Consider the following 13,607-nt stretch of genomic DNA (forward strand, 5'->3'; position numbering starts at 1 on the left):
GTATATGAGCCCATTTTTGTGAGTTGGTGGCTGTTACTATTTTTGCCTACATATTTTGATAACTTGGTCCACCGCCCCCCTCAGGAGGCTGCCAGGTAATATTCTGGCAAGGGTCTTTTATATCGCAAGTTTTACAATGGACACAATTCGCGGCATTAATTTGAAGTTTGGGCTCTCCTTCGATTTGAATAATTTCATACACACCCGCAGGACAATAACGTTGCGCGGGTTCGTCATAATCAGGTAGGTTTTTATTGATGGGTAAGAGTGGATCCTTGAGTATTAAGTGGCACGGTTGGTTCTCTTCATGCTGTGTCCCTGAAAGATAGACGGAAGACAGTTTATCAAAGCTAACGATACCATCGGGCTTGGCGTACTGGATAGGTTGGCATTGAGCTAATGGCAGCAGTGCTTGATGATCCGCGATTGCGTCTTGCAGATCCCAAGGCGTTTTGGTTTTAAATAATGTAGGCCAGATGTTGTGTTCAAGTGTTGCCAACGCGCCACCAAGGATGGCGCCGTACTTGTGTATACCTGACGAGAAATTGCGAGCTTGAAGTAATTCGTCATAAAGCCATGAAGAATAGAACTTTTCTTGGTAATTTGCCTCCTTTAGCGGTTGTTCAGAGTTGAGCTGCTCAAATATGGCATCAGCCGCTAACATTCCTGATTTCATTGCGCAGTGGCAGCCTTTAATTTTTGATGCGTTAAGTGTGCCAGCATCACAACCGATGAGCAGTCCTCCGGGAAATTGTTGTTTTGGCAGTGAATACAATCCACCTTTGGTAATGGCTCTTGCTCCGTAGGAAAGACGTTCCGCACCTTTTAGGTGACGTTTAAAAACAGGATGATGCTTTAGTCGTTGAAATTCTTCGAAGGGACTGAGATAAGGGTTTTGATAGTTTAGGTCTACAATTAAACCGACTGAAATTTGGTTGTTGTCCAAATGATATAAGAAACCTCCGCCTGAGCTTTTAGACTCGGAGAGTGGCCAACCAGTACTATGGATAACTTGTCCCGACTTATCATTACTTGGTTCACTAGGTAATTGCCAAATCTCTTTAAGACCCAGAGCATAGTGCTGAGGTTGTTTACCTTCATCAAGTTTAAAACGTTTAATCAATTGCTTACCAAGGTGACCACGAGCCCCTTCAGCAAATAGTGTGTATTTCCCCTTTAGCGCTATGCCAGCTTCAAAATTTGCCTTTTTATTACCCTGTTTGTCTAACCCCATATCTGAAGTGTTAATGCCAGTAACTGAGCCGTTCGAGTCATAGTTTATTTCTGCAGCTGCGAATCCTGGGAATATTTCAACGCCCAGCTCTTCAGCTTGTTTTGATAGCCACTGGCATAGCTTGGACAAACTTACGATGTAGTTGGAACTCGTATTTTCGTGATTCTGCGTGATGTTATGCATGGGGGCTGGTGTCAAAACGTGAGGTATCGTGATGTGGTTATGCTTTGTTGTTAAATAGGTGAGTTCATCACTTGTCACCTTTGTTGTAAGGGGTGTGTTCATTTCTTGCCAATTTGGGAAGAGTTCATCAAGCGCTGTTGTCTCGAAAAGAGCCCCAGACAGTATGTGGCCGCCTAATTCGGAGGCTTTTTCTATCACGCAAATCGTCAGTTCTTTCTCCACTTTAGATTGGCTGATTTGTTGCTTATTTAGAAGGGCAAGTTGGCACGCTGCGGATAGGCCAGAAGGGCCCGCTCCAACAATAACAACATCAAATTCCATGCATTCTCTGTCCATATTGTAAACCTGCTTCTACACGTGACTATTACCGTTAAATATAGTCCAGTTGACGTAAACGTAAACTCAACTAAGCTCAAAAATAAGGCTTACACGAACCGCATTCATTGAAAAAGGAAGGCATTGTGAAGGTATTAGTCTCAGTTAAACGCGTAGTTGACCCTTACGTAAAGGTTAGGGTTAAACAGGATGGAACCGGTGTTGAAACCGCCAATGTAAAGATGACCATCAACCCATTTTGTGAAATAGCAGTAGAAGAAGCGATCAGACTTAAAGAGGCAGGTATTGCTGACGAAGTCACCGTTGTATCTATCGGAGACAAATCGTGCCAAGAACAACTTCGTACGGCACTAGCGTTAGGTGCAGATAAGGCTATCCACATTGACACTTCAGAAAATCAAACTCTCAACCAAAATCTTCCTATGTTAATAGAGCCACTAACCGTAGCGAAAGGTTTAAAGTCTTTAGTCGACCTAAATGGGTATGATCTTGTTCTACTTGGTAAGCAGTCGATTGACAGTGACAATAACCAGGTTGCTCAAATGCTGGCAGCTCTAATGCAACGTCCACAGGCTACCTTTGCATCTAAGTTAGACGTAAAGGATCGAACGGTGCAGGTAGTGCGTGAGATAGACGGTGGCCTTGAGACCATAAAGCTGCAATTACCTGCCGTAATCAGTACCGACTTAAGATTGAATGAACCCCGATATGCTTCCCTTCCCAATATCATGAAAGCTAAAAGAAAGCCTATGGATGTAACGACGCTTGAGGAGCTGGGTGTTGAGGTGTCGTCGCATCAATCGGTATTAGAAATCACCAACCCACCTATTAGGCAAGGCGGAACTATGGTGAATACGGTGTCTGAACTGGTTGATAGATTAAAAAATGACGTGAAAGTACTTTAGGTTCGGCGCTGATGGAGGGCGTTTCAATGAGTGAACAAAATGTAGTATCACTAATTATTGCAGAGCATGATCATAACCGTATTTCTACAGAGACATTAAAAGCGGTCAGTGCCGCAAACACCTTAGCCACGTACGCAAGCAGTTCAAGTGTGACTGTTTTGGTTGTTGGTTATCAGTGCCAATCTGTGGCTGACTCGGTGGCTTGCATGCAAGGCGTGTCGAATGTCGTTGTTATTGATGATGAGTGTTATCAATCACCGTTGGCCGAGAATTTATCGAGTTTGATTGTAAAACATGTACAAAGTAGAAATGGCTCTATTGCTCCTTACACTCATATATTTTCCGCAGCGACGACATTTGGTAAAGATATTACACCTAGAGTTGCCGCTTTGTTAGGCGTCGGCCAGCTATCTGATGTGATTGAAATTGAGTCTGAAGATACGGTCATTCGACCTATTTATGCCGGTAACGCACTCGCTAAAGTGAGATCAAATGATGCGATTAAGGTAATGACGATTCGTAGCTCAGCTTTCGATTTACCTAGCTCTCAACCAGAGCAAGATTGCGAAATTTCCGCGATTAAAGACAAAATCTACGCTGAATTTACAGAGTTTGTGTCTCAAGCGGTAGTGGAATCATCACGGCCGGAATTACCGGCAGCAAAAGTGGTGGTATCAGGTGGACGAGGCCTAGGCAGTAAAGAGAACTTTGCGCTAGTCGAGCAATTGGCAGACAAGCTAGGAGGAGCAATAGGCGCTTCAAGGGCCGCCGTAGATGCAGGCTATGTCGCTAATGATTTACAAGTGGGTCAAACCGGGAAAATTGTTGCCCCTGATTTGTATATCGCGGTCGGAATATCGGGCGCTATTCAACACTTAGCAGGGATGAAAGATTCAAAAGTGATCGTCGCCATTAACAGCGATCCAGATGCGCCTATTTTTGAAATCGCTGATTTTGGTTTGGTAGGAGACCTGTTTGAAATCGTGCCTAAACTTATTGATTCGGTGTGACTAGAACAGGCAAGATAGAAGGTCATGCTAAAGTGCACACGAGGTCCTTACCATCTCAAGGTTGTGATAAATGGCCCGATATGAATCTAATACTAACGTTTAGTCTGTTTCTTCCTATTTTTGTTTAGGTACATATTCTTATCGGCGAGTTGAACTAAAGACTTCGGCTCTAAAGGCAATGAAGGGGTTGACGAGGCGACTCCAGTACTGCATGTGTTTCCGTTATAGCTTTCGCTGTATTCTTTCTCAATTCTATACGCTAATTGCTCGGCATTGTCCTGTGAACAGTCAGGTAAAATGATACAAAATTCATCGCCACCACATCGACAGGGTATATCCGTTTCTCGGACCATGCTTTGGATCAAAGAACTAAAATTGATGAGTAGTTGGTCTCCTTTTCCATGCCCTTGCTCATCGTTAATCAACTTAAAGTTATCAAGGTCAATGTAAATCAGAGACACATGGATATTTCGACGCGTTGCAAGCTTCACCTCTTTTTGTAGCGTTTCTTCCATCATTTTTTTGTTATAAATGTTGGTGAGCCCATCGACTCGAATCTGCTCTTCCAAGTATTGAGTTCGCTTAGCGACTTGAATACTCACATCTTCAGAGTAATGTGTACGTAAATCATCTATAAGACCATTAATGTAGGTGTCGAGTACCAGTGTTGAATCAAAGTAGAAAAGTCTATCGAGAATGATGAGGTCATCATCAATACAAGCGGAGTAATTAGTGTGGGATCGTAGCATCGAGAAGATGATATTCTTCAATTGGCCCATGGCGGTGATGTATAACTTAGGCTCAACACCAATTTGCTTGTGCACTATGCCTATCTTGAGTCGTCGATTTGCATAGCTGAGGCCGTAATCGCCTTGAAAAAGTTCTTTTATATAATTGATTTGGAAGGCTTTGACGTGCTCTAGGATCTCTTCGTTGCTCAGGATTTTGACGACGTCATCACATTGCAATTGTTGCTCGTAAAATAAGTCTACAATTTTGCTGATATTCTCTTGAATGAATTCATCGTACTTTGTTAATTGCGAGAGTTTTTCACAATTGAGGTCAAGCATGGAAAATCGTATATCTATTTCTTTTTGTGAAATGACCAATTCTGCATCGTTATAACTATGTTTAATATCCATCTTTCATGTGATCCATAGTAAGGGATAGACGATAATGACCATCGTTTGAGTGACAAGGTTTAATTATAGAATCGCGGCTGCCATAGAGAAAGTATTACAATGAGATTTTCCCTATGGCAGCCGTTAAGAAGTGGCATCTTATTGGATGCTTTGACAATACTAAGAAGCCGATCGTTCAAGGTGTGCAACGAACGCTTTAATAAAGCGTGCAGCTTCCCCTCCCGTGCAGGCTCTATGGTCAAAAGTCATCGAGATTGGCATTGATTTGACTGAGACGGCTTTATTCTTATCAAGAATAACTTTGTCTATAATGCGACCAGCCCCAACGATAGCAACTTGTGGGGGAGACACTACGGGCGTCGCGTAGATACCAGCGATAGCGCCAAAGTTAGAAAGAGTGATTGTCCCGTGCTGAAGCTGCTCTCGACCTATCTTACGCTCTCTAATGCCTTTAACTGTTGTATCTAACCACTGACGTATTCCTTTGGGGTTATAGTCGTCCGCGTGTCGAAGAACAGGGACATATAAACCATGGCTACTGTCGACGGCGATGCCTATATTCACCGTACTATGAAGACAACGAGTCATTGTTTCAGCGTCGAACCAGGCATTGAGCGCTGGTTCTTTTTGACAAGCGTAAATGACAGCTTGAATGAGTCGTATGGAGATATCTTCCTTAGCACTCCACTGTGCTAGTACCGCTTCTTCAGTGATGGTGACATTGGCGACACTTTGATGAGACTCCGCCATGGTATTCACCATGGTACGTCTGGCACCTTTGAGAACTTCGGTGCCTGGTAGTTGTTTGTCACATTCATTATATATATCGGCATCGACAATAACGCCGTTATGGCCTGTACCGGATATCTTTTCTAGATCGACACCAAGTCTTTGTGCTAGCAGTCTTGCTGAAGGCATCGCAGTAATGGTCTTTTGTGACTTATCGATGTGCTCACCACCAATCCAGAAATCATCGACATCCACTTGATGGTTTTGGTGTGAGACGTTACCAACAACCGTCGCTGCATCTTTATTGGCAACCGACTTTTTCTTGTCTTCAACTTTACTCGAAGCATTAACGCCCACTTCTTCAATTTCGACCAAAAGGCTGCCGATATTGATGACATCACCTTCATCGCCATGACGGCTGACAATTTTACCACTGTACGGGGCGGGAACCTCAACGACAGCTTTTGCTGTTTCAACGGTCAGGATGACCTGATCAAGTTCTACTTTGTCTCCGACACTAACATGCCATTGAACAATCTCTGACTCGGCGAGGCCTTCACCAAGATCTGGTAATGTAAATGATTTCATTTCCACCCCTCCACTAACTCTTTCGCGGCGATTACAATGTCTTCCTCTTTAATCAGGAAGTAATCTTCGTTTCGGTAATATGGCATAATCGTGTCTAAACCTGTTACGCGCTTAGGTGGTGCCTTTAGCAAACACATCGCATCTTCAGCGGCGCGAGCGATAATTTCTCCACCAACACCACCGCTTTTACTTGCTTCATGGACAACGAGAAGTCGGCCAGTTTTCTCCAAGGAACGAAGTATTGTCGCCATATCAATCGGCTTAATACTGGCTAAATCGATAACTTCAACCTCAATACCTTGTTTTGATAGAGTCTGTGCGGCTTGAAGGGATTCCACGACACAGGCTCCCCAAGTGACCATGGTGAGATCTCGCCCCTTGCGAAGTGTGAAACAGGTATCGAGTGGTAGTGCTTTGCCATCGTCAATAACATCGGAACGAACGGTACGGTAAATTCGCTTAGGTTCGAAAAACATAATGGGGTCATTGCTGCGAATTGATGCTAATAGTAGTCCGTATGCTCGTTGTGGCGAGGAGGGGATGACAACACGAAAGCCAGGGATATGAGCAAATAACGCTTCGACACTTTCAGAGTGATGCTCTGGAGCATGGATGCCGCCACCGAATGGTGCTCTGAATACGGCAGGACAGGTCAAGCGTCCCCGTGTTCTATTTCTCATACGTGCAGCGTGACACATTAGGTGTTCCATTGCCGGGAAAACAAAGCCTTGGAATTGAAACTCAGCAACCGGCCTTAATCCTTGAGAGGCCATGCCAACGGTGACACCTGCAATTAAGGCTTCAGCTAAAGGAGAGTCGATAACCCGCTTTAGTCCATACTTCTCTTTTAAGCCAACAGTGGCTCTAAAGACGCCGCCATTATCACCTACATCTTCACCTAACACGACCACATGTTCATCGTGTTCCATTTCGTGGTGCAGCGCGAGGTTGACAGCTTCAAGTAAAGTCATCTCAGCCATGGTGACCTCCTTGCATACGCATCGCCTTGTTGATCAGTTCATCTCTTTGTTGATTAAGTTCGGGTGTGAGAGATTCGTAGAGGTAATCAAAAGCACTTTCTGGTGCCTGAGTGGACAAATTGAGGTAGTGCGCAACGACCTCCTCAATGGTTTGTTTGCAACGCTCTAACCATTCTTCTTCTTTACGTTCAGACCATAGATGTTGATTGACGAGGTATGTTTTTAGCCGAGCAATAGGTTCAAATTCCCAGGCTTTTTGAAGTTCATCGTCACAACGGTATCGACTCGCATCGTCTGCGGTGGTGTGATCACTTAAACGGTAGCTGATGGCTTCAATTAGGGTCGCGCCTTTGCCTTTTCTAGCGGCGTCTAACGCATTCATAGTGGCATCATAAACCGCAATAATATCGTTACCATCAACGGTCACGCCAGGGATTCCAGCTCCCTTCGCTTTCTCTGAAAGAAAGTCAGCAGCACATTGAAGCCGACGGGGCACAGAGATAGCCCATTGATTATTGTTAACCACAAAGACCAAGGGTAAATTCCAGGCGCCTGCACAATTGATCGACTCAAGGAAATCGCCTTTGGAAGTGGCACCATCTCCGCAGGTCACTAATGCGGCATTATGGTCACCTTCAATTTTTAATGCAGAGGCGACACCAACAGCATGAGTACATTGGGTTGCGATGGGTACACAAAAAGGTAAGTCACGACAAGGTCTATTAGAGCCACTAACGGGAGAGAAATCACTACCACGTTCGTCTCCCCCCCAATACTGAAGGTTTTTTTCCATAGGGATACCACGCGCCCACATAGCGGGTAGATCTCGATAATAGGGGACAAAGACATCTTCAGGTTTTAATGCTCGGCCAATCGCTATGCCAATCGCTTCTGCGCCGAGATGTGAAGGATAGGTCCCCAGTTTTCCTGTTCGTTGTAGTGCGACGGCCTTGTTGTCATAAGTTCGAGTCAGCACCATGTCGCAATAGAAACGAGTAAGCAAGGCATCATCAGCCCAGTGAGGAAGAGGGGTAACGAGTTGTCCATTGTGGTCGATAAAACGATGCATGGGTAACGATTGAACGTTCATCTCAAGCTCCTTATTTGTGCATGTCGAGAGCCGTCTAAATACTGTTATTCAATTTAGGCTGACATCAGCAAAAGGCTGTCCTGAATAAGTTGAGTAGCGCACCTTAATTCGCTATCTAGAGCAACCAATTTAGTGATAAATCTCGATATGACCAGATTTCTTAAGTGTAACCAAATTGTTAAAATATGCATAAGTTAACAAAACGAAACCGAGTAAACTTAGGCTTACAGTTTATGAAACTAGGTAAAAACTCTAGGATAGATCGACCAGTGTGTTAACAAATGGCAACTTACACTGTATTTGACAAGATTAGCGTTTGATTGTGATGTTACGTGAAAACGAGGAATACTTAGTTAGCCCTAAAATGATGCAGTGACTAGCAATGCGTTTGCGATTTAATTGAAGATTGTTGCCATAAAACTAACCATGACTAACGCTGGTTATTGAGAGAGCCATATTTGAATTTAACGAATGAAGTGCGGTCGATTTGATTTCAACTTAAGACGAGTGGAGGAGAAGCAGGTGAAGTTTCATGAGTTTCATGACATTTATACCTTCGCTTGAACTCAGATCTCTATGAATCGTAAAGAAGGTGTATAACCTACTACTATAATATCTCCCTTTTGTTATTAAGGTTGTTGGTGACTTTTGAGTCAAATTAAAATCTTTAGCAGAACGCAGTCAGTGGTAGTTAAATGATGAAAAAGATACAAGTCCACGTTTTTACGTTACTTTTACTATCGTTATTATTAGTTCTAATCCAAAGTTCATCTCAACGTACGATAAATATCTTAGATTACCCTGGTATCACTTTTTCAGATAGTGAGTTTCACCAAGGCTTGTCATCATCAACAATCCTATCGAGTGATGCTCAGCAGCTTATTTATGAATGTGATTTACGCAAAGCTTATCAATGGCCTTTTTGTGAATATGAGTTTAAAACAAATGAGCATGCCATCGGTTTTGATCTAAGTAGTATGAGTACACTGAATATTAAGATGAACGTTCTATTCAATGGGCGACCAACATCAGAAACACCGATTAGAATCTACTTGAAACACTATGAACCTGAGATTGTCGAAACATCAGGGCTGAAGACGAATCAAATTGAGTTTGATATGAGTGATTTCAAAGAGGGTATTGAACTTCCTCTTGGCTCTTTACAAGTCGCAGATTGGTGGCGTCGAGAAAATAACATCAGTGTCGAGTATGGGTATGCGGATATTAGTAACATCCATTACATTAGCATCGCCACGGCCTCTGAGGCGCCTGAAGGCGTGTATCGATTTACGGTAGAGACAATGGAGGTGAGTGGAAAATGGATATCTGATGAAACGTTTTACCGATTATTGTTAGCGTTCTGGTTACTGTCTGCTTCCCTTTATCTTGTGATTAGTTTTGTCTATGCAATTCGACAAAACCGAAGACTCAAAAATGAAAATGCCATGCTACGTGTTTCCAATCATGAATATATTGTAAAAGCGAGCTACGACAGTTTAACGGGTGCACTCAATCGTGGCGGGAGTGAGGTGGTCATTGATGACTTGATGAATTCGTGCGCTAGCCTTGTGATCATCTATCTCGATTTAGATCGATTCAAGTCAATCAATGACAGACATGGACACCAATGTGGTGACTCTGTGTTACAGCTTTTTAGTCGTTGTGTTCGCCATATTAAAGGAGAAGGGCAGCATTTCATTCGGTGGGGCGGGGAAGAGTTCTTATTGATTTGTGAAGATATACGGCTCGATGAAGGCATACAGGTCGCAAAAGGTATTCAGCAGAAAATGACGAATCAAAAATGGCCTTACAGTGAACAAATCACCTGTTCTATTGGCGTTGCGGAACTATTAAGTAACGAGAAAATTGAGCTTACAATTGAGAGAGCAGACAAAGCCTTGTACCAAGCGAAGCGGCTTGGTCGTAACCGGATTGAATTAGCTGTCTAGATAGCCCGTCTATAGGACTCGCTTAAACGAGCGAGTTTGCAAACTCGTATATGGAATATTTGATATTCCGACAAACGCTGTGTTCAAACATAAAATGCTTTAATCCTAGGTGCAGATTAACGATCTCAATGAATATTATCGACCTAGCATAGAGTAACGAAAGAGCAATTGAAGTGTTCGGGGATATACATTTGAAAGAGTTTGATAGCATAATAGATAGTCCACAAGTATCGACTGCAAAAGGTGCCATGATAGGCTTAGCGCTAGGTGAAGCTCTTCGTACAGGGGCTTATTTGCCAGTCATTGAACGCCCATCTACAGATGTTTCTAGTTCGCTTTACACTGAAAAGCGAGGTCTATGGAGAGATTTGTCTCTTGCTGTTGCATTGTCCGATAGCTTACTGGCTAATGGTAGGCTTGATAGCAACGATCTAAAATGTCGGTACAGTAATTGGCGTAAAGAAAATGCCGCTATTTCAACCGTAGAACACTTTCAAATAGGAAATAACCTTAATCGATCGCTTAACCGCTATGAGTCTTGGAAGGAAGAGAGCTTACCAATATATCAAACCTTTCCTGATGAAGATGCGTGTTTGGCGCGTATCGCGCCTATTTGTGTGTTCTTTTCTCCTTATAAAGGCGAGAGTCTTGCGAATATAATGCAAACCATCAAAATCTCTTGTGAAGTGACTCATCAAAGCCATCAAGCGGTGATTGCCAGTCAAATGGTAGCGGGGTTGCTCTACCAACGACTCAGATTATCAACGCAAAGTAAGGCTGAATTTTTAGCTAGTCTCCATAGCCGAAATATTGTCCAGAATATTGAAGTACCTTGCACAATAGCAGAGGAGATCATTCGAGGTGATTATCAAAATAAACATCGTCATGAGCTAACCAGTGAAACGGCTTTAGGTTCGCTAGAGGCAGCATTATGGTGTTTTTATCATAGTGATAATTTTGCGAAAGGGGCTTTGCTTGCAGCCAATAGTGATAATGAGTTATCCAGCACGAGTACTATTTATGGCCAGATTGCCGGCGCTTTTTATGGGGCTTCTGAACTTCCACAAGAGTGGTGCCGTGCAATGACGGATATCGTTGAGATTAACCGGCTTAGTGATTTATTGATATGGACTCCTCCGTCTGCTCAACTCGTTGACATTGTCGCAAGATCAGAACGCTTTATATCCAAAGGGGAATCTCCGATCGTCCCTGAACTCTATTTTGATATCTACCGACATCAACTGCTCTCAAAATGCAGTGGGATTATAGAGAATAACGTACTGCTAGAAGGGGGCGTCGATGAATATGTGTGTAGAATCAACGAATTTAGCTATACGCAAGCAATACAATTTATAGCAGCGGTTGTTCATCGTGATCTGCATAAGGCTGGTTTTCTCGAGTTTATGGATAAACGTGGTGTACTGGCACACTGGCATCTACATATTTCGAAGTTTGTGAATACATAACGTCCATTAATCTGAACCCTAATTCTAGAGCATTGCTCTATTTGGCACTGTTTTGTGTCCTATGAAATGTTTCGCATTTAAAAGATAGGTCTGGTTTATGTATCTGTTAGCTGAGTCTAAGTGACCAAATAATTCTTATGCTATGTTTATGGAAAATAAACACATAGGAACGTGTAATGGTATTTGATTGGGTGGAGTGGTTCGGATATTTAGCGTCGTTAGTGGTGCTGGTTTCTTTGACAATGACATCGATTGTCAAACTTCGAGTGATTAACTTTATTGGTTGTTTGCTGTTTGCAGCATTTGCCTATTTTATAGATTCTTACCCTACAATGCTTATGAATTTAGGTATTGCCTGTATTAATGTTTACTATCTTTATCAGCTCGCTGGGTCAAAAGATCAATTCAAACTTGTTTCTGCAACGATCGATTCTGAATATTTTGATCACTTTGTCTCTACCAATATTAAAGATATTGAAAGGCAAACGACAGCGAGTGATCTTCGAGCTCAAAATACCGCCTTCTATATGCTCAGAAACAACGCCATTGCAGGCCTTCTTGTTGGTAACAAGCAGGACGATGGTATTTTTACTGTGTCTCTCGACTACGTGACTCCCGAATATCGAGATTTAAAACTCGCGCACTACTTCTATGAAATTAACCCTGAACTGATAAAAAGTCGCGGCATCAACCGACTACAAGCGAGTGCATTGACAACTGAGCACCGAGACTATCTATTGCAAGTCGGTTTTGAACAGCAAGGTGAAGATAAAGACCGCTTTGAAAAAGTGTTATAGAGCAATCAAATTACTCACTTTTGCTAAGAATTATTCCAAGTATCAGCACCGATTAGCCATCAGTGTTTGTATTTTTCTTCATATAGCTTTCGTTTATTGAAATATCAGTTTGAAGACGTCACACTGCGTCTATTGCAGAATTAGTCTTTGAGTTTGTTTTAAGGAAAGGAAATCTATGAGCAGTATATTGGATTGCATCCGAACGGTGGGTCGAGGAGAGCGTGGAAGAAAACCTCTCACATTAGAACAAGCCTATCAGGTAATGGATGAGTATCTTGACGGTCAAATTGGCGATGATCAAATGGCCATGTTATTGATGCTGATACGTGTTCAAAATGAGACTAAACAAGAGATTGCCGGTTTTGTTAAAGCCTTTCAGTCACGTGTACCAAATATTGGCGCTGATATCGATTGGCCTTGTTACGCAGGGAAACGTAAAACGGCGGGTAAACCGTGGCATATTTTGGCGGCGAAAATATTAGCTGACAATGGCTATAAAGTACTAGTCCATGGTTATACTGATAAAGTGAAAGATAGAGAGCATGCACAAGATTATCTTGAAGCGCTGAATATCCCTCGTGCCTCTGACGCTGAACATGCAAAATCTTTGTTAGACTCTGGCGAGATTTGCTATTTACCCTTGTTTAATTTCGCGCCCCAAGTGGAGAAAATGCTTGATTGGCGTAAACGATACGGATTACGTACGCCAATTAATACTGTGGTTCGCGCGTTGAATCCAGGCGGTGGAAAGATTGGTATTCGTGGTAGTTTCCACCCTGGTTTCCAACAGTTACACGCTGAAATTGAACATGTTGTTGATGAGCCAAATCATCGTGTTATTTCATTTAAAGGCCAATCAGGGGAGTCTGAATATAACCCGAAAGTAAGTCAAAATGTTTGGTTAAGTACCCCCGAAGGCGTTGAATCGTTTTATTGGGAAGCGGATCTATTAGAATCACTGCCTATGCCAAAAGTATGCGTGTTTGATACTCCAGAAGAAGACAACGTGATGATGGCCAACACGATAGTGACAACGATGGCGTCTATCTTGTTTGCAAATAATATGGACCGCAAACAAGCTTTAAATGAAGCAACAGAGTATTGGAAAGCCTATTGTAGTGCTAGTTTCTAAGTAACCTTGTTAATCGCCATTGAAAAATAGCCCCTTTAAGGAAACTTAAAGGGGCTATTTTCGGTT

General features: G+C 42.7%; 10 protein-coding genes and 1 pseudogene. 6 read left to right on the top strand and 5 right to left on the bottom strand.

Features of this window, described 5'->3' with window-relative positions; translation table 11 throughout:
- Window positions 1–46: 46 nt before the first annotated feature.
- Window positions 47–1,753: an electron transfer flavoprotein-ubiquinone oxidoreductase gene (locus KP803_RS09080; RefSeq protein ID WP_248008519.1), complete on the bottom strand. Its 1,707-nt coding sequence runs from the start codon at window positions 1,751–1,753 to the stop codon at window positions 47–49.
- Between the two features lie 125 nt (window positions 1,754–1,878).
- Between KP803_RS09080 and KP803_RS09085 the strand changes: the two genes are divergently transcribed.
- Together KP803_RS09085 and KP803_RS09090 are read left to right on the top strand one after the other, a co-directional pair.
- Window positions 1,879–2,658, top strand: a complete 780-nt coding sequence (locus KP803_RS09085; RefSeq protein WP_248008520.1) for an electron transfer flavoprotein subunit beta/FixA family protein — start codon at window positions 1,879–1,881, stop codon at window positions 2,656–2,658.
- A gap of 26 nt (window positions 2,659–2,684) precedes the next feature.
- Window positions 2,685–3,668: an electron transfer flavoprotein subunit alpha/FixB family protein gene (locus tag KP803_RS09090; RefSeq protein WP_248008521.1), complete on the top strand. Its 984-nt coding sequence runs from the start codon at window positions 2,685–2,687 to the stop codon at window positions 3,666–3,668.
- Between the two features lie 92 nt (window positions 3,669–3,760).
- On the opposite strand, the gene KP803_RS09095 is transcribed toward KP803_RS09090, so the two are convergent.
- From KP803_RS09095 to pdhA, 4 genes are all read right to left on the bottom strand, one after another.
- Window positions 3,761–4,810, bottom strand: a complete 1,050-nt coding sequence (locus tag KP803_RS09095; protein WP_248008522.1) for a GGDEF domain-containing protein — start codon at window positions 4,808–4,810, stop codon at window positions 3,761–3,763.
- 159 nt (window positions 4,811–4,969) lie between these two features.
- Window positions 4,970–6,127, bottom strand: a complete 1,158-nt coding sequence (locus KP803_RS09100) for a dihydrolipoamide acetyltransferase family protein (RefSeq protein WP_248008523.1) — start codon at window positions 6,125–6,127, stop codon at window positions 4,970–4,972.
- Window positions 6,124–7,107 (bottom strand): alpha-ketoacid dehydrogenase subunit beta, encoded by a 984-nt coding sequence (locus KP803_RS09105; RefSeq protein ID WP_248008524.1) that lies wholly within the window; start codon window positions 7,105–7,107, stop codon window positions 6,124–6,126. The genes KP803_RS09100 and KP803_RS09105 overlap by 4 nt, the downstream gene beginning before the upstream one ends.
- Window positions 7,100–8,197 (bottom strand): pyruvate dehydrogenase (acetyl-transferring) E1 component subunit alpha, encoded by a 1,098-nt coding sequence (pdhA, locus tag KP803_RS09110; protein ID WP_248008525.1) that lies wholly within the window; start codon window positions 8,195–8,197, stop codon window positions 7,100–7,102. Before pdhA ends, KP803_RS09105 begins: the two co-directional genes overlap by 8 nt.
- A gap of 695 nt (window positions 8,198–8,892) precedes the next feature.
- Here pdhA and KP803_RS09115 point away from each other — a divergent pair.
- From KP803_RS09115 to KP803_RS09130, 4 genes and pseudogenes are all read left to right on the top strand, one after another.
- Complete coding sequence (locus tag KP803_RS09115) at window positions 8,893–10,146, top strand: GGDEF domain-containing protein (RefSeq protein ID WP_248008526.1); 1,254 nt, start codon at window positions 8,893–8,895, stop codon at window positions 10,144–10,146.
- 191 nt (window positions 10,147–10,337) lie between these two features.
- Window positions 10,338–11,612 carry an ADP-ribosylglycohydrolase family protein gene (locus KP803_RS09120; protein WP_248008527.1) on the top strand — a complete coding sequence of 425 codons (1,275 nt, stop codon included), beginning with the start codon at window positions 10,338–10,340 and terminating at the stop codon, window positions 11,610–11,612.
- 176 nt (window positions 11,613–11,788) lie between these two features.
- Complete coding sequence (locus KP803_RS09125) at window positions 11,789–12,409, top strand: hypothetical protein (RefSeq protein ID WP_248008528.1); 621 nt, start codon at window positions 11,789–11,791, stop codon at window positions 12,407–12,409.
- A gap of 172 nt (window positions 12,410–12,581) precedes the next feature.
- Window positions 12,582–13,541, top strand: a pseudogene (locus KP803_RS09130) (glycosyl transferase family protein); the annotation flags it as partial.
- Window positions 13,542–13,607: the final 66 nt, after the last annotated feature.

It is taken from the genome of Vibrio amylolyticus, from assembly GCF_023145695.1.
GTDB lineage: Bacteria > Pseudomonadota > Gammaproteobacteria > Enterobacterales > Vibrionaceae > Vibrio > Vibrio amylolyticus.